This is a genomic window from Pseudomonas canadensis (genome assembly GCF_030980095.1).
GTDB lineage: Bacteria > Pseudomonadota > Gammaproteobacteria > Pseudomonadales > Pseudomonadaceae > Aquipseudomonas > Aquipseudomonas canadensis.
The window spans coordinates 5,635,614-5,652,500 of record NZ_CP133298.1 but is presented as its reverse complement, the minus strand read 5'-3'; the positions used below and the strand labels follow the sequence as shown (position 1 = coordinate 5,652,500).

Here is a 16,887-nt window from a genome sequence, read left to right as displayed (position 1 = left end):
AGAGGAGCGTTCTGTAAAGCCTGTGAAGGTGAGTTGAGAAGCTTGCTGGAGGTATCAGAAGTGCGAATGCTGACATGAGTAACGACAATGGGTGTGAAAAACACCCACGCCGAAAGACCAAGGTTTCCTGCGCAACGTTAATCGACGCAGGGTTAGTCGGTCCCTAAGGCGAGGCTGAAAAGCGTAGTCGATGGAAAACAGGTTAATATTCCTGTACTTCTGGTTATTGCGATGGAGGGACGGAGAAGGCTAGGCCAGCTTGGCGTTGGTTGTCCAAGTTTAAGGTGGTAGGCTGAGATCTTAGGTAAATCCGGGATCTTAAGGCCGAGAGCTGATGACGAGTTAACTTTTAGTTAACGAAGTGGTTGATGCCATGCTTCCAAGAAAAGCTTCTAAGCTTCAGGTAACCAGGAACCGTACCCCAAACCGACACAGGTGGTTGGGTAGAGAATACCAAGGCGCTTGAGAGAACTCGGGTGAAGGAACTAGGCAAAATGGCACCGTAACTTCGGGAGAAGGTGCGCCGGTGAGGGTGAAGGACTTGCTCCGTAAGCTCATGCCGGTCGAAGATACCAGGCCGCTGCGACTGTTTATTAAAAACACAGCACTCTGCAAACACGAAAGTGGACGTATAGGGTGTGACGCCTGCCCGGTGCCGGAAGGTTAATTGATGGGGTTAGCTAACGCGAAGCTCTTGATCGAAGCCCCGGTAAACGGCGGCCGTAACTATAACGGTCCTAAGGTAGCGAAATTCCTTGTCGGGTAAGTTCCGACCTGCACGAATGGCGTAACGATGGCGGCGCTGTCTCCACCCGAGACTCAGTGAAATTGAAATCGCTGTGAAGATGCAGTGTATCCGCGGCTAGACGGAAAGACCCCGTGAACCTTTACTATAGCTTTGCACTGGACTTTGAATTTGCTTGTGTAGGATAGGTGGGAGGCTTTGAAGCGTGGACGCCAGTCTGCGTGGAGCCAACCTTGAAATACCACCCTGGCAACTTTGAGGTTCTAACTCAGGTCCGTTATCCGGATCGAGGACAGTGTATGGTGGGTAGTTTGACTGGGGCGGTCTCCTCCTAAAGAGTAACGGAGGAGTACGAAGGTGCGCTCAGACCGGTCGGAAATCGGTCGTAGAGTATAAAGGCAAAAGCGCGCTTGACTGCGAGACAGACACGTCGAGCAGGTACGAAAGTAGGTCTTAGTGATCCGGTGGTTCTGTATGGAAGGGCCATCGCTCAACGGATAAAAGGTACTCCGGGGATAACAGGCTGATACCGCCCAAGAGTTCATATCGACGGCGGTGTTTGGCACCTCGATGTCGGCTCATCACATCCTGGGGCTGAAGCCGGTCCCAAGGGTATGGCTGTTCGCCATTTAAAGTGGTACGCGAGCTGGGTTTAGAACGTCGTGAGACAGTTCGGTCCCTATCTGCCGTGGACGTTTGAGATTTGAGAGGGGCTGCTCCTAGTACGAGAGGACCGGAGTGGACGAACCTCTGGTGTTCCGGTTGTCACGCCAGTGGCATTGCCGGGTAGCTATGTTCGGAATAGATAACCGCTGAAAGCATCTAAGCGGGAAACTAGCCTCAAGATGAGATCTCACTGGAACCTTGAGTTCCCTGAAGGGCCGTCGAAGACTACGACGTTGATAGGTTGGGTGTGTAAGCGCTGTGAGGCGTTGAGCTAACCAATACTAATTGCCCGTGAGGCTTGACCATATAACACCCAAGCAATTTGACTACTCTAACGAGCATCAGATTGCGGTGTGTGAAGACGAAAATGAACCGAAAGTTCGACGCTCACAAAACACCGAAAGCTGTCACATACCCAATTTGCTGAAGCGAGGCATAAGCCACGACTCAGTACCCGAATTTCTTGACGACCATAGAGCATTGGAACCACCTGATCCCATCCCGAACTCAGCAGTGAAACGATGCATCGCCGATGGTAGTGTGGGGTTTCCCCATGTGAGAGTAGGTCATCGTCAAGATTAAATTCCGAAACCCCATTTGCGAAAGCAGATGGGGTTTTGTTTTGGGCGGTCGAAAAGCACAAAGGCGTCCATTTCGACGACCTTCAGTACTAAAGTCCCGCGTTTCTATGCAATGACCCTGCGCATGGCTATCATGCGTGCCTCATTGTGAGGCGATATTTGCATGCTGACGCTGTTAAAACTTCTGAAAGATGGCCGATTCCACTCGGGGGAAGCGCTTGGCGCCGCCCTGGGTGTCAGCCGCAGTGCTGTCTGGAAGCAACTCCAGCACCTGGAGGCAGAACTCAATCTGCCCATACATAAGGTGCGAGGTAAGGGGTATCAGTTGGCGTCACCGCTGGTGTTCTTGGCTGCTGAAGATATTGCGTTGAATGCGCCCTCCTTGACGTGGCCCATTTGTATCTCTGACTCCGTTGACTCCACTAATGCCGAAGCCTTGCGTCTTGTTGATGCCGGGCACTCGGCGCCGTTCCTGGTGCTTGCGGAGCAACAAACAGCCGGCCGGGGTAGGAGAGGTCGGAAGTGGGTAAGTCCATACGCACAAAATGTGTATTACAGCCTCGTATTGCGCATCGAGTCGGGCCTGCGACAGTTGGAGGGGCTGAGCCTGGTTGTGGGCTTGGCGGTCATGCAGGCCTTGCGCGAGTCGGGTGTGCAGGGCGCTGCTCTGAAGTGGCCAAACGACGTTTTGGTAGGGCAGAAGAAAATTGCCGGGATTTTGCTGGAATTGGTAGGAGACCCCGCTGATATCTGCCACGTTGTCCTCGGAATAGGCATCAACGTGAATATGCAAAGGGCTGACGAGGTGGACCAGCAATGGACTTCGATACAGTTGCAGACAGGTTCTCCGGTGAATCGCAATGCGTTGGTGGCGCAGTTGGGGCTGCAACTGCAAGGCTACCTTGAGCGGCACCGGCAGGGTGGTTTTGTCGCACTCAAAGATGAGTGGGAGCAGAATCACGCCTGGCAGGGGCGGTCGGTATCTCTTGTCGCGGGTGTCAGCCAAGTCGATGGCGTTGTACTGGGTGTAGACCACCAGGGGGCGCTGCGCTTAAGCGTTGATGGTGTTGAGAAAATATACAGTGGTGGTGAGTTAAGCCTGAGGTTGCGTGATGATTCTTGAGCTCGACTGTGGGAATAGCTTTATCAAGTGGCGTGTGCTTGATTTGGGTGGTACGAGTGCATCGGCGGAAGGGGTTGTCGGTTCTGATCTGGCATTGATTGACAGTCTTGTGGCGCTTCCCGGGCTGTTGCTGACGCACTGCCGATTGGTGAGCGTTCGTGCCTTGGAAGAAACAAGCAAGCTCGTTGCGGCTCTGCATGAGGCTTTCGGAGTTGCCGTTTCCTGCGCTGCTCCAGCACGTGAGATGGCCGGAGTACGCAACGGCTACGAAGATTTTGAGCGTCTGGGTCTTGATCGCTGGTTGGCAATGCTGGGCGGATTCAAGCTGGCGCGCGGCGCTTGCCTGGTGCTTGATTTCGGCACGGCAGCCACGGCGGATTTTATTGCGGCGGATGGCGAGCACCTCGGCGGTTTCATTTGTCCTGGTATGCCCCTCATGCGCAACCAGCTGCGAACTCATACACGCAAGATACGCTACGACGACGCTGCGGCTGAAAGGGCGCTGGAGCGCCTATCTCCAGGTCGCACGACGGTAGAGGCGGTGGAGCGAGGTTGTACGCTTATGCTCAGAGGGTTTGTAATGACTCAGTTGGAGTTGGCGCGAAGCTACTGGGGCGATGATTTCACTGTGTTTCTCACCGGAGGAGACGCCGATTTGGTGGCAGGTGCAGTGCCGCAGGCCCGACTCGTTCCAGATCTGGTTTTTGTCGGTTTGGCGATGGCTTGTCCTTTGTCCTGAGGTGATTATGCGTTGGTTGTTTTTGCTCTTACTTGTCCTTAACGCCTTCTACTACATTTGGCATCAGCAAGAAGCGCCGTTGCGCGCCAAAGATGTCACGCCCTTAAGCCTTTATAAGGGGGGGCAGCAGGACATCCGCTTGCTCAGTGAGTCCTCTGATGCCGTGGTGCGCAGAGATCGTGCAAAAGCAGCAGAGGCGCAAAATACCTGTTTGTACATCGGTGGTTTCGCGGATCAGCGACAGGCTCAGACTGTAGAGCAGCGGCTCACAAGCCTGGATATAAAGGCCAAGCTTCAATTGCTGAATACGGCTGAAGCTTCCGGCTATTGGCTGCGCGTAGCCCCTGAAAGCCGACGCCTGGCTGAGGATCTGCCTTTTGAGAACCTTGCTAAGGAATTCAATGAGTTAAAACATAAAATAATGTTGTGCGAAGGCGTTGCATCTCTCGAATAGTTTGCATAGAATGGCGCCCGCTTCGCAGTGAAGACCTTTAAGGTCTACAGCGTGAAGCGAAGGTCAATGCAGCTAACCTCATATTTTTAAATGAGAAAATGCTTGACAGAAGGTCGGCGTAATGTAAAATGCCGGCTCGCTTAGGAGGGGTTCCCGAGCGGCCAAAGGGATCAGACTGTAAATCTGACGTCTACGACTTCGAAGGTTCGAATCCTTCCCCCTCCACCATTTTTAGCGTGAGCTGCAAGCTCCGCGGGTATAGTTTAGTGGTAGAACCTCAGCCTTCCAAGCTGATGATGCGGGTTCGATTCCCGCTACCCGCTCCAAGTTTGCAGGTTGTGCAAGGTGTTTCGCTCTTGTAGCTCAGTTGGTAGAGCACACCCTTGGTAAGGGTGAGGTCAGCGGTTCAAATCCGCTCAAGAGCTCCATATGACAAGGCAGATATGAAAATATCTGCCTTTGTTTTAACAGCTGCCTCGGCTTGTTGGTGTTGCGTCTGGCTTTATCGTCGGGTGATTTCAAGTCTAGTGGGGTTGGTTGTTGTAAAGTCTTTTTCAGGCCTGCATAATGGTCGGCCTGATTTTGTTTTAGGTCAGTAGCTCAATTGGCAGAGCGACGGTCTCCAAAACCGTAGGTTGGGGGTTCGATTCCCTCCTGACCTGCCAGATTCACGTGGTGTATCTGGCTTTCTTTTCACAGGATCTTCATAGATGACTCCTAAGGCTGAAGCTCAAAGCTCTCGTTTCGATCTGGTCAAGTGGCTCGCTGTAGTTGCCTTGGTGGTCGTAGGCGTTGTTGGCAATCAGTACTATTCTGCTTCGCCGATCCTGTACCGCGTCCTCGCTTTGCTTGCTCTTGCTGCTGTTGCTGCCTTTGTAGGCCTGCAGACTGCTAAAGGCAAGTCTTTCGCGGTCCTGGTAAAGGAAGCTCGCACCGAAATTCGTAAAGTCGTTTGGCCGACTCGCCAAGAAACCACGCAGACCACGTTGATTGTTGTGGCTGTTGTTCTGGTTATGGCGTTGCTGTTGTGGGGGCTTGATTCCCTGCTCGGCTGGCTTGTTTCCTTGATTGTTGGCTAAGGGTGTCCCGTGGCTAAGCGTTGGTACGTTGTGCATGCTTACTCGGGTTACGAGAAGCATGTTATGCGCTCTTTGCTAGAGCGCGTAAAGCTGGCAGGCATGGAAGATGGCTTCGGCGAAATTCTGGTTCCCACTGAAGAAGTGGTTGAAATGCGGAATGGCCAGAAGCGCAAAAGCGAACGCAAGTTCTTCCCTGGCTATGTGCTGGTTCAGATGGACATGAATGAAGGTACTTGGCACTTGGTCAAGGATACCCCTCGTGTTATGGGCTTTATCGGCGGTACCGCTGACAAGCCTGCTCCTATCACTGACAAAGAGGCAGAAGCGATTCTGCGTCGCGTTGCTGATGGTAGTGACAAGCCTAAGCCGAAGACGTTGTTCGAGCCGGGTGAGGTTGTTCGTGTCACAGATGGTCCGTTTGCTGATTTCAACGGTACTGTCGAAGAAGTTAACTACGAAAAGAGCCGGATCCAAGTGGCGGTGCTCATTTTCGGTCGCTCTACTCCGGTGGAGCTAGAGTTCAGTCAGGTCGAGAAGGTCTAGCTGAACAAGCATCCCAACCCCGCAGCCTTAGGCTGTGGGGTTTTGTCGTCACTGGGATAAACGCGCAAGTAACCGGGGAGCCTTTCGAGGCGTTTGAACCCGTAATTGGAGTGCCTCATGGCCAAGAAGATTACCGCTTACATCAAGCTGCAAGTGAAGGCCGCTCAGGCCAACCCTAGTCCACCTGTCGGCCCGGCTCTGGGTCAGCACGGCGTGAACATCATGGAATTCTGCAAGGCCTTCAACGCCCGTACTCAGGGTCTTGAGCCAGGTCTGCCGACTCCAGTGATCATCACTGTATACAGCGACCGTAGCTTCACCTTCGAAACCAAGTCGACCCCGGCTTCGGTTCTGTTGAAGAAAGCTGCTGGTCTGACTAGCGGTTCCGCTCGTCCTAACACCGTTAAGGTTGGCACCGTGACTCGTGCTCAGCTGGAAGAAATCGCGAAAACCAAAAACGCGGATCTGACTGCAGCTGATATGGATGCAGCCGTGCGTACCATCGCCGGTTCTGCTCGTAGCATGGGCCTTAACGTGGAGGGTGTGTAATGGCTAAGCTGACCAAGCGCCAAAAGGCTATCGCTGGCAAAATCGAAGCGGGCAAGTCCTACAACTTTGTAGACGCTGCTGCCCTGCTGACCGAGCTGTCGACTGTCAAGTTCAGCGAGTCCGTTGACGTTGCTGTAAACCTGGGTGTTGACCCACGTAAATCCGACCAGGTCGTTCGTAGCGCAACTGTGCTGCCACACGGTACTGGCAAGACTGTACGTGTAGCTGTCTTCACTCAAGGCCCAGCAGCTGAAGCTGCTCTGGCCGCTGGCGCTGATCGCGTTGGCATGGACGACCTGGCTGCCGAAATGAAAGGCGGCGACCTGAACTATGACGTAGTTATTGCTTCCCCGGATGCAATGCGCGTTGTAGGTCAGTTGGGTCAGATCCTGGGTCCACGTGGCCTGATGCCTAACCCTAAAGTTGGCACCGTAACTCCAGACGTAGCTACCGCGGTTAAAAACGCCAAGGCTGGTCAGGTTCGTTATCGCACCGACAAAAACGGCATCATTCACACCTCCGTTGGCAAAGTCGGCTTTGATGCCGTCAAGCTGAAGGAAAACGTTGAAGCCCTGATCGCTGATCTGAAGCGTATCAAGCCAGCTTCCTCGAAAGGTATCTACGTCAAGCGCGTTACCCTGAGCACCACTATGGGCCCAGGTCTGGTCATCGACCAAGGCTCGCTGGACGTATAAGACACAGATTGGCGCGAGAGATCGCGTCAATTGAAAAAATTGGGGTCCCTGCCTGGCGGGGGCTATCCAAGACCGTAGGCGACGCAAGTCTTAAACCACAAGCCTACGCAGATGGTGCTCCCGGTTCCTTACCGAATCAGACACCAAAACGACATCCGGCTCCGGCCAGATGAAACGGTAACAAGCAGGAGTTAAACCCGTGGCAATTAATCTCGAAGACAAGAAGGCCATCGTCGCTGAAGTCAACGAGGCTGCCAAAGCTGCTCTGTCCGCTGTCGTGGCTGATGCCCGTGGTGTGACAGTAGGCGCTATGACCGGACTCCGTAAAGAGGCTCGTGAAGCTGGCGTATACGTACGTGTTGTACGTAACACCCTGCTCAAGCGCGCTGTTGCTGACACTGAATACAGTGTCCTCAACGACGTGTTCACCGGCCCGACCCTGATTGCGTTCTCCACCGACCATCCTGGCGCTGCTGCCCGTTTGTTCAAAGAGTTCGCCAAGGGTCAGGATAAGTTCGAGATCAAGGCAGCTGCGTTCGAGGGCAAGTTCCTCGCAGCTAACCAAATCGACGTACTGGCAACACTGCCGACCCGTAACGAAGCTATTTCCCAGCTGATGAGCGTGATTCAAGGCGCTACCAGCAAGCTGGCTCGTACTCTGGCCGCAGTTCGCGAGCAAAAAGAAGCTGCCGCAGCCTAAGGCTGAGCAACTTCTCTCGCGGTTTTTTGTTTATTTCGATGGCCGAGTAGGCCGTCCCCCAATTCAGGAAATACAGCAATGTCTATCTCCCAAGACGATATCCTCAACGCCGTAGCTGAAATGTCGGTTCTGCAGGTTGTTGAGCTGATCAAAGCTTTCGAAGAAAAATTCGGCGTTTCCGCTGCCGCTGCTTCCGCTGGCCCAGCTGTTGCTGCTGTTGCTGCTGAAGAGCAAACCGAATTCAACGTCATGCTGCTGGAAGCTGGCGAGAAGAAAGTAAACGTGATCAAGGCAGTACGTGAACTGACCGGTCTGGGCCTGAAAGAAGCCAAGGCTGTAGTTGACGGCGCTCCTGCCCAGGTTCTGGAAGCAGTGTCGAAAGACGCAGCTGACAAAGCCAAAGCAGCACTGGAAGAAGCAGGCGCTAAAGTCGAGCTGAAGTAAGCATCGACCTTGCGTCTCCAGCCCAAGCGTTAAGCTGAAGGCTGATGGCTGGTGGCTCTTGCCACCGGCCTTTTTCCGTTCTTGGCTGTCGACTCGGTCGCCGCCATTAACGCGCTGTAGCCACCCGATGCGGTGGTGCAAACCATGGGGTTTGCGAGATTTTCTGGCTGCTCCCGTCGGGAGGGCCAAACAAGCAGGTGACCAAGCTGGGGAACGCTGATGGCTTACTCATATACTGAGAAAAAACGTATCCGCAAGGACTTTAGCAAGTTGCCGGACGTCATGGATGTCCCGTACCTTCTGGCTATCCAGCTGGATTCGTATCGTGAATTCTTGCAGGCGGGAGCGACCAAAGATCAGTTCCGCGACGTGGGCCTGCATGCGGCCTTCAAATCCGTTTTCCCGATCATCAGCTACTCCGGCAATGCTGCGCTGGAGTACGTCGGTTATCGCCTGGGCGAACCGGCATTTGATGTCAAAGAATGCGTGTTGCGCGGTGTTACTTACGCCGTACCTTTGCGGGTAAAAGTGCGCCTGATCATTTTCGACAAAGAATCGTCGAACAAAGCGATCAAGGACATCAAAGAGCAAGAAGTCTACATGGGCGAAATCCCATTGATGACTGAGAACGGTACCTTCGTTATCAACGGTACCGAGCGTGTGATCGTTTCCCAGCTGCACCGTTCCCCGGGCGTGTTCTTCGACCACGACCGCGGCAAGACGCACAGCTCCGGCAAGCTCCTGTACTCCGCGCGGATCATTCCGTACCGCGGTTCGTGGTTGGACTTCGAGTTCGACCCGAAAGACTGCGTGTTCGTGCGTATCGACCGTCGTCGCAAGCTGCCTGCCTCGGTACTGCTGCGCGCGCTCGGCTACACCACTGAGCAAGTGCTGGACGCTTTCTATACCACCAACGTGTTCAGCCTGAAGGATGAAACCCTCAAGCTGGAGCTGATCGCTTCGCGTCTGCGTGGTGAAATTGCCGTCCTGGACATCCAGGATGAAAAAGGCAAGGTCATTGTTGAAGCTGGCCGCCGTATCACTGCGCGCCACATCAACCAGATCGAAAAAGCCGGTATCAAAGAGCTGGAAGTGCCTCTGGACTACGTCCTGGGTCGTACTACCGCCAAGGTCATCGTTCACCCGGCTACAGGCGAAATCCTGGCTGAGTGCAACACCGAGCTGAACACCGAGATCCTGGCCAAAATCGCCAAGGCTCAGGTCGTTCGCATCGAGACCCTGTACACCAACGACATCGACTGCGGTCCGTTCATCTCCGACACGCTGAAGATCGACTCCACCAGCAACCAATTGGAAGCGCTGGTCGAGATCTATCGCATGATGCGTCCTGGTGAGCCACCAACCAAGGACGCTGCCGAGACCCTGTTCAACAACCTGTTCTTCAGTCCTGAGCGCTATGACCTGTCTGCGGTCGGCCGGATGAAGTTCAACCGTCGTATCGGTCGTACCGAAATCGAAGGTTCGGGCGTGCTGTGCAAGGAAGACATCGTCGCGGTACTGAAGACCCTGGTCGACATCCGTAACGGTAAAGGCATCGTCGATGACATCGACCACCTGGGTAACCGTCGTGTTCGCTGTGTAGGCGAAATGGCCGAAAACCAGTTCCGCGTTGGCCTGGTACGTGTTGAGCGTGCGGTCAAAGAGCGTCTGTCGATGGCTGAAAGCGAAGGCCTGATGCCGCAAGACCTGATCAACGCCAAGCCAGTGGCTGCAGCGGTGAAAGAGTTCTTCGGTTCCAGCCAGCTCTCGCAGTTCATGGACCAGAACAACCCGCTCTCCGAGATCACCCACAAGCGCCGTGTTTCTGCACTGGGCCCGGGCGGTCTGACCCGTGAGCGTGCTGGCTTTGAAGTGCGTGACGTACACCCGACGCACTACGGTCGTGTTTGCCCGATCGAAACGCCGGAAGGTCCGAACATCGGTCTGATCAACTCCCTGGCTGCTTATGCGCGCACCAACCAGTACGGCTTCCTCGAGAGCCCGTACCGCGTGGTGAAAGACGCTCTGGTCACCGACGAGATCGTGTTCCTGTCCGCCATCGAAGAAGCTGATCACGTGATCGCTCAGGCTTCGGCCACGATGAACGACAAGAAAGTCCTGATCGACGAGCTGGTAGCTGTTCGTCACTTGAACGAGTTCACCGTCAAGGCGCCGGAAGACGTCACCTTGATGGACGTTTCGCCGAAGCAGGTAGTTTCGGTTGCAGCGTCGCTGATCCCGTTCCTGGAGCACGATGACGCCAACCGTGCGTTGATGGGTTCCAACATGCAGCGTCAAGCTGTACCGACCCTGCGCGCTGACAAGCCGCTGGTAGGTACCGGCATGGAGCGTAACGTAGCCCGTGACTCCGGCGTTTGCGTCGTGGCTCGTCGTGGCGGCGTGATCGACTCTGTTGATGCCAGCCGTATTGTGGTTCGTGTTGCCGATGACGAAGTTGAAACTGGCGAAGCCGGTGTCGACATCTACAACCTGACCAAATACACCCGCTCGAACCAGAACACCTGCATCAACCAGCGTCCGCTGGTGAGCAAGGGTGATCGCGTTCAGCGTAGCGACATCATGGCCGACGGCCCGTCCACCGATATGGGTGAACTGGCACTGGGTCAGAACATGCGCATCGCATTCATGGCATGGAACGGCTTCAACTTCGAAGACTCCATCTGCCTGTCCGAGCGTGTTGTTCAAGAAGACCGTTTTACCACGATCCACATTCAGGAACTGACCTGTGTGGCCCGTGACACCAAGCTTGGGCCAGAGGAAATCACTGCAGACATCCCCAACGTGGGTGAAGCTGCACTGAACAAACTGGACGAAGCCGGTATTGTTTACGTAGGTGCTGAAGTAGGCGCAGGCGACATCCTGGTCGGTAAGGTCACTCCGAAAGGCGAGACCCAACTGACTCCGGAAGAGAAGCTGTTGCGCGCCATCTTCGGTGAAAAAGCCAGCGACGTTAAAGACACCTCCCTGCGTGTACCTACCGGTACCAAAGGTACTGTCATCGACGTACAGGTCTTCACCCGTGACGGCGTCGAGCGTGATGCTCGAGCACTGTCCATCGAGAAGACCCAGCTCGACGAGATCCGCAAGGACCTGAACGAAGAGTTCCGTATCGTTGAAGGCGCGACCTTCGAACGTCTGCGCTCCGCCCTGGTAGGCCACAAGGCTGAAGGCGGCGCAGGTCTGAAGAAAGGTCAGGACATCACCGACGAAATCCTCGACGGTCTTGAGCACGGCCAGTGGTTCAAACTGCGCATGGCTGAAGACGCTCTGAACGAGCAGCTCGAGAAGGCCCAGGCCTACATCGTTGATCGCCGCCGTCTGCTGGACGACAAGTTCGAAGACAAGAAGCGCAAACTGCAGCAGGGCGATGACCTGGCTCCAGGCGTGCTGAAAATCGTCAAGGTTTACCTGGCAATCCGTCGCCGCATCCAGCCGGGCGACAAGATGGCCGGTCGTCACGGTAACAAAGGTGTGGTCTCCGTGATCATGCCGGTTGAAGACATGCCGCACGATGCCAATGGCACCCCGGTCGACGTCGTCCTCAACCCGTTGGGCGTACCTTCGCGTATGAACGTTGGTCAGATCCTTGAAACCCACCTGGGCCTCGCGGCCAAAGGTCTGGGCGAGAAGATCAACCGTATGATCGAGGAGCAGCGCAAGGTCGCAGACCTGCGTAAGTTCCTGCACGAGATCTACAACGAGATCGGCGGTCGCAACGAAGAGCTGGACACCTTCTCCGACCAGGAAATCCTGGATCTGGCGAAGAACCTGCGCGGCGGTGTTCCAATGGCTACCCCGGTGTTTGACGGTGCCAAGGAAAGCGAAATCAAGGCCATGCTGAAACTGGCAGACCTGCCAGAAAGCGGCCAGATGCAGCTGTTCGACGGCCGTACCGGCAACAAGTTCGAGCGCCCGGTTACTGTTGGCTACATGTACATGCTGAAGCTGAACCACTTGGTAGACGACAAGATGCACGCTCGTTCTACCGGTTCGTACAGCCTCGTTACCCAGCAGCCGCTGGGTGGTAAGGCTCAGTTCGGTGGTCAGCGTTTCGGGGAGATGGAGGTCTGGGCACTGGAAGCATACGGTGCTGCTTACACTCTGCAAGAAATGCTCACAGTGAAGTCGGACGATGTGAACGGTCGGACCAAGATGTACAAAAACATCGTGGACGGCGATCACCGTATGGAGCCGGGCATGCCCGAGTCCTTCAACGTGTTGATCAAAGAAATTCGTTCCCTCGGCATCGATATCGATCTGGAAACCGAATAACACGTGACGCGAATCGAGAGCGGGGCTGTTTAGCCCGCTCTCTGCTCCGCCAGGAGGAAAGGCCTTGAAAGACCTACTGAATTTGCTGAAAAACCAGGGTCAAGTCGAAGAGTTCGACGCCATCCGTATTGGATTGGCATCGCCTGAGATGATCCGTTCGTGGTCGTTCGGTGAAGTTAAAAAGCCGGAAACCATCAACTACCGTACGTTCAAACCTGAGCGTGACGGCCTGTTCTGCGCCAAGATCTTTGGCCCGGTAAAGGATTACGAGTGCCTGTGCGGTAAGTACAAGCGCTTGAAGCACCGTGGCGTTATCTGCGAGAAGTGCGGCGTTGAAGTTGCATTGGCCAAGGTTCGTCGTGAGCGCATGGCGCACATCGAACTGGCTTCGCCGGTTGCCCACATCTGGTTCCTGAAATCGCTGCCGTCCCGTATCGGCTTGCTGATGGACATGACCCTGCGTGATATCGAGCGCGTTCTCTATTTCGAGAGCTATGTCGTTATCGATCCAGGCATGACCACCCTTGAAAAAGGTCAGCTGCTGAACGACGAGCAGTACTTCGAAGCGCTGGAAGAGTTTGGCGACGATTTCGATGCCCGCATGGGTGCCGAAGCTGTCCGCGAACTGCTGCACGCTATCGACCTGGAGCACGAGATTGGCCGCCTGCGTGAAGAAATTCCGCAAACCAACTCCGAAACCAAGATCAAGAAACTGTCCAAGCGTCTGAAGTTGATGGAAGCCTTCCAGGGTTCCGGCAACTTGCCAGAGTGGATGGTACTGACCGTTCTGCCGGTTCTGCCGCCAGACCTGCGTCCGCTGGTACCGTTGGACGGTGGTCGTTTCGCGACGTCCGACCTCAACGACCTGTACCGCCGCGTGATCAACCGTAACAACCGCTTGAAGCGCCTGCTTGATCTGTCCGCTCCGGACATCATCGTGCGCAACGAAAAGCGTATGTTGCAAGAAGCTGTCGATGCCCTGCTCGACAACGGTCGTCGTGGCCGCGCTATCACCGGTTCGAACAAGCGTCCTCTGAAATCCTTGGCTGACATGATCAAGGGTAAGCAAGGTCGTTTCCGTCAGAACTTGCTCGGTAAGCGTGTTGACTACTCCGGTCGTTCGGTAATTACCGTAGGCCCGACCCTGCGTCTGCACCAGTGCGGTCTGCCTAAGAAGATGGCACTTGAGCTGTTCAAGCCATTCATCTTCGGCAAGCTGGAAATGCGCGGTCTCGCGACCACCATCAAAGCGGCCAAGAAAATGGTCGAGCGCGAACTACCTGAGGTTTGGGACGTTCTCGCTGAAGTGATCCGCGAACACCCGGTTCTCCTCAACCGTGCACCGACCCTTCACCGTCTGGGGATCCAGGCGTTTGAACCGGTACTGATCGAAGGTAAGGCTATCCAGCTGCACCCTCTGGTCTGTGCTGCGTACAACGCCGACTTCGACGGCGACCAAATGGCCGTGCACGTACCGCTGACACTGGAAGCCCAGTTGGAAGCGCGTGCGTTGATGATGTCGACCAACAACATCCTGTCGCCAGCCAACGGTGAGCCAATCATCGTTCCGTCGCAGGACGTTGTACTGGGTCTGTACTACATGACCCGTGAAGCGATCAACGCCAAAGGCGAAGGTCGTGTGTTCGCTGACCTGCAAGAAGTTGACCGTGTGTTCCGTGCCGGCGAAGCCGCACTGCACGCCAAGGTCAAAGTGCGGATCAACGAAACCGTCAACGACCGTGACGGCGGCAGCGTGAGCAACACTCGTATCGTCGACACCACTGTCGGCCGTGCGCTGTTGTACCAGGTTGTGCCAAAAGGTCTGTCGTACGACGTCGTCAACCTGCCGATGAAGAAAAAGGCGATCTCCAAGCTGATCAACCAGTGCTACCGCGTGGTTGGTTTGAAAGAGACCGTGATCTTCGCTGACCAGTTGATGTATACCGGTTTTGCTTATTCGACCATCTCCGGCGTTTCCATCGGTGTTAACGACTTCGTTATCCCGGATGAAAAAGCTCGCATCATCGCGGCTGCAACCGATGAAGTGAAAGAGATCGAAAGCCAGTACGCCTCCGGCCTGGTAACCCAGGGCGAGAAGTACAACAAGGTAATCGACCTCTGGTCGAAGGCGAACGACGAAGTTTCCAAGGCGATGATGGCCAACCTCTCGAAAGAGAAAGTCATCGACCGTCACGGCGACGAAGTTGACCAAGAGTCCTTCAACTCGATGTACATGATGGCTGACTCGGGCGCACGGGGTTCTGCTGCGCAGATCCGTCAGCTCGCCGGTATGCGTGGCTTGATGGCCAAGCCGGACGGCTCCATCATCGAAACGCCGATTACTGCGAACTTCCGTGAAGGTTTGAGCGTACTCCAGTACTTCATCTCGACTCACGGTGCTCGTAAGGGTCTTGCGGATACCGCGTTGAAAACTGCTAACTCCGGTTACCTGACTCGTCGTCTGGTAGACGTTGCACAAGATCTGGTTGTAACCGAGATCGATTGCGGCACCGAGCATGGCCTGCTGATGACACCGCACATTGAAGGCGGTGACGTTGTAGAGCCGCTGGGTGAGCGCGTATTGGGTCGTGTTATTGCCCGTGACGTATTCAAGCCAGGTACCGAGGAAGTTATTGTTCCTGCCGGCACCCTGGTAGACGAGAAGTGGGTCGAGTTCATCGAGCTCAACAGCATCGACGAAGTGATCGTTCGCTCCCCGATCAGCTGCGAAACCCGCTACGGCATCTGTGCCAAGTGCTACGGCCGTGACTTGGCTCGTGGTCACCAGGTGAACATCGGTGAAGCGGTCGGCGTTATCGCTGCCCAGTCCATCGGTGAGCCGGGTACCCAGCTGACCATGCGTACGTTCCACATCGGTGGTGCGGCAAGCCGGACCTCCGCAGCCGACAGCGTTCAGGTGAAGAATGGCGGTACCGTCCGTCTGCACAACCTGAAACACGTTGAGCGAGTGGATGGCCACCTGGTTGCTGTGTCCCGTTCCGGTGAGCTGGCAATCGCTGATGACTACGGTCGTGAGCGCGAGCGTTACAAGCTGCCGTACGGTGCTGTGATTTCGGTTAAAGAAGGTGACAAGGTCGACGCTGGCGCAATCGTGGCCAAGTGGGATCCGCACACTCACCCAATCGTTACCGAAATGAAAGGTACCGTGACCTACGTGGGCATGGAAGAAGGCATCACGATCAAGCGTCAGACTGACGAATTGACCGGTATGACCAACATTGAAGTACTCGACGCGAAAGATCGTCCAGCTGCCGGTAAAGACATCCGTCCTGCCGTGAAGATGGTCGATGACAACGGCAAGGACTTGTTGCTGCCAGGCACTGACGTAATCGCTCAGTACTTCCTGCCAGCCAACGCCCTGGTCGGTGTAGCGGATGGTGCGAAGATCGCGATCGGTGATGTTATCGCGCGTATCCCGCAAGAGACTTCGAAAACTCGAGACATCACCGGTGGTCTGCCGCGTGTTGCCGACTTGTTCGAAGCGCGTCGTCCGAAAGAAGCGTCGATTCTGGCTGAAGTCAGCGGCACCATCGCGTTCGGTAAAGAGACCAAGGGCAAGCGCCGTCTGGTCATTACTCCGAACGACGGTACCGATCCGTATGAAGAGCTGATTCCGAAGTGGCGTCACCTGAACGTCTTCGAAGGCGAACAGGTAAACCGCGGCGAAGTTATCTCCGACGGCCCGAGCGATCCACACGACATCCTGCGTCTGCTGGGTGTGAGTGCGCTGGCCAAGTACATCGTTAACGAGATCCAGGACGTTTACCGCCTGCAGGGCGTGAAGATCAACGATAAGCACATCGAGACCATCCTGCGTCAGATGCTGCGTAAAGTTGAGATCGCTGAATCCGGCGATTCCAGTTTCATCAAGGGCGACCAGATGGAACTGACTCACGTACTGGTAGAGAACGAGCGTCTGGGCGCGGAAGACAAGTTTGTCTCCAAGTTCACTCGCGTGCTGCTGGGTATCACCAAGGCGTCGTTGTCCACTGAGTCGTTCATCTCGGCGGCCTCCTTCCAGGAGACCACTCGTGTACTGACCGAAGCAGCGGTAACCGGCAAGCGCGATTACCTGCGCGGCCTGAAAGAGAACGTGGTTGTGGGTCGTCTGATCCCGGCCGGTACCGGTTTGGCTTACCACAGCGAGCGTAAGCGTCGCCGTGATGCTGACAAGCCGCTGCGCGTAAGCGCCAGTGAAGTGGAAGCTGCACTGACCGAAGCGCTGAACTCTAGCGGTAACTGAGTTCTGCACTAG

The 16,887-nt window shown here is 55.3% G+C and carries 11 protein-coding genes, 4 tRNA genes and 2 rRNA genes (1 of these 17 cut by a window edge); all 17 read left to right on the top strand.

The window, feature by feature from the left end:
- A 23S ribosomal RNA gene (locus RB216_RS26380) occupies positions 1 to 1,717 on the top strand (it extends 1,176 nt beyond the left edge of the window).
- 156 nt (positions 1,718 to 1,873) lie between these two features.
- Positions 1,874 to 1,989 (top strand): 5S ribosomal RNA (gene rrf, locus RB216_RS26375).
- Between the two features lie 166 nt (positions 1,990 to 2,155).
- Positions 2,156 to 3,115 (top strand): bifunctional biotin--[acetyl-CoA-carboxylase] ligase/biotin operon repressor BirA, encoded by a 960-nt coding sequence (birA, locus tag RB216_RS26370; RefSeq protein WP_236317705.1) that lies wholly within the window; start codon positions 2,156 to 2,158, stop codon positions 3,113 to 3,115.
- Positions 3,105 to 3,854, top strand: coding sequence for a pantothenate kinase (locus RB216_RS26365; protein WP_068931339.1), 750 nt, complete (start codon positions 3,105 to 3,107; stop codon positions 3,852 to 3,854). Before birA ends, RB216_RS26365 begins: the two co-directional genes overlap by 11 nt.
- Before the next feature lie 7 nt (positions 3,855 to 3,861).
- The gene (locus RB216_RS26360; protein WP_028618135.1) at positions 3,862 to 4,308 is read left to right on the top strand and encodes a hypothetical protein; all 447 of its coding nucleotides are present in this window, start codon (positions 3,862 to 3,864) and stop codon (positions 4,306 to 4,308) included.
- Between the two features lie 143 nt (positions 4,309 to 4,451).
- Positions 4,452 to 4,536, top strand: a tRNA-Tyr gene (locus RB216_RS26355).
- A 24-nt stretch (positions 4,537 to 4,560) separates the two neighbouring features.
- Positions 4,561 to 4,634: transfer RNA gene (locus RB216_RS26350), tRNA-Gly, on the top strand.
- 26 nt (positions 4,635 to 4,660) lie between these two features.
- Positions 4,661 to 4,736, top strand: a tRNA-Thr gene (locus RB216_RS26345).
- 161 nt (positions 4,737 to 4,897) lie between these two features.
- A tRNA-Trp gene (locus RB216_RS26340) sits at positions 4,898 to 4,973 on the top strand.
- Between the two features lie 45 nt (positions 4,974 to 5,018).
- Positions 5,019 to 5,387, top strand: coding sequence for a preprotein translocase subunit SecE (gene secE / locus RB216_RS26335; RefSeq protein WP_003194658.1), 369 nt, complete (start codon positions 5,019 to 5,021; stop codon positions 5,385 to 5,387).
- Between the two features lie 9 nt (positions 5,388 to 5,396).
- Positions 5,397 to 5,930 (top strand): transcription termination/antitermination protein NusG, encoded by a 534-nt coding sequence (gene nusG, locus RB216_RS26330; RefSeq protein ID WP_003176436.1) that lies wholly within the window; start codon positions 5,397 to 5,399, stop codon positions 5,928 to 5,930.
- 117 nt (positions 5,931 to 6,047) lie between these two features.
- On the top strand, positions 6,048 to 6,479 hold the full coding sequence (gene rplK, locus RB216_RS26325) for a 50S ribosomal protein L11 (RefSeq protein ID WP_003176435.1): 432 nt from the start codon (positions 6,048 to 6,050) through the stop codon (positions 6,477 to 6,479).
- A complete protein-coding gene (gene rplA / locus RB216_RS26320) occupies positions 6,479 to 7,174 on the top strand; it encodes a 50S ribosomal protein L1 (RefSeq protein ID WP_003176434.1) in 696 nt (231 codons plus the stop codon). Before rplK ends, rplA begins: the two co-directional genes overlap by 1 nt.
- Positions 7,175 to 7,373: 199 nt before the next feature.
- Positions 7,374 to 7,874: a 50S ribosomal protein L10 gene (rplJ, locus tag RB216_RS26315; RefSeq protein ID WP_016977599.1), complete on the top strand. Its 501-nt coding sequence runs from the start codon at positions 7,374 to 7,376 to the stop codon at positions 7,872 to 7,874.
- Positions 7,875 to 7,952: 78 nt separating this feature from the next.
- Positions 7,953 to 8,318 carry a 50S ribosomal protein L7/L12 gene (gene rplL / locus RB216_RS26310; RefSeq protein WP_028618133.1) on the top strand — a complete coding sequence of 122 codons (366 nt, stop codon included), beginning with the start codon at positions 7,953 to 7,955 and terminating at the stop codon, positions 8,316 to 8,318.
- A 219-nt stretch (positions 8,319 to 8,537) separates the two neighbouring features.
- Positions 8,538 to 12,611 (top strand): DNA-directed RNA polymerase subunit beta, encoded by a 4,074-nt coding sequence (gene rpoB / locus RB216_RS26305; RefSeq protein ID WP_019819139.1) that lies wholly within the window; start codon positions 8,538 to 8,540, stop codon positions 12,609 to 12,611.
- 64 nt (positions 12,612 to 12,675) lie between these two features.
- Complete coding sequence (gene rpoC / locus RB216_RS26300) at positions 12,676 to 16,875, top strand: DNA-directed RNA polymerase subunit beta' (RefSeq protein WP_028618132.1); 4,200 nt, start codon at positions 12,676 to 12,678, stop codon at positions 16,873 to 16,875.
- The last annotated feature ends 12 nt before the right edge of the window (positions 16,876 to 16,887 follow it).

Bases quoted from the DNA above. Each gene is read 5' to 3' on its own strand.
- birA (WP_236317705.1), top strand. From the start codon at position 2,156: ATGCTGACGCTGTTAAAACTTCTGAAAGATGGCCGATTCCACTCGGGG.
- RB216_RS26365 (WP_068931339.1), top strand. From the start codon at position 3,105: ATGATTCTTGAGCTCGACTGTGGGAATAGCTTTATCAAGTGGCGTGTG.
- RB216_RS26360 (WP_028618135.1), top strand. From the start codon at position 3,862: ATGCGTTGGTTGTTTTTGCTCTTACTTGTCCTTAACGCCTTCTACTAC.
- secE (WP_003194658.1), top strand. From the start codon at position 5,019: ATGACTCCTAAGGCTGAAGCTCAAAGCTCTCGTTTCGATCTGGTCAAG.
- rplK (WP_003176435.1), top strand. From the start codon at position 6,048: ATGGCCAAGAAGATTACCGCTTACATCAAGCTGCAAGTGAAGGCCGCT.
- rplA (WP_003176434.1), top strand. From the start codon at position 6,479: ATGGCTAAGCTGACCAAGCGCCAAAAGGCTATCGCTGGCAAAATCGAA.
- rplL (WP_028618133.1), top strand. From the start codon at position 7,953: ATGTCTATCTCCCAAGACGATATCCTCAACGCCGTAGCTGAAATGTCG.
- rpoB (WP_019819139.1), top strand. From the start codon at position 8,538: ATGGCTTACTCATATACTGAGAAAAAACGTATCCGCAAGGACTTTAGC.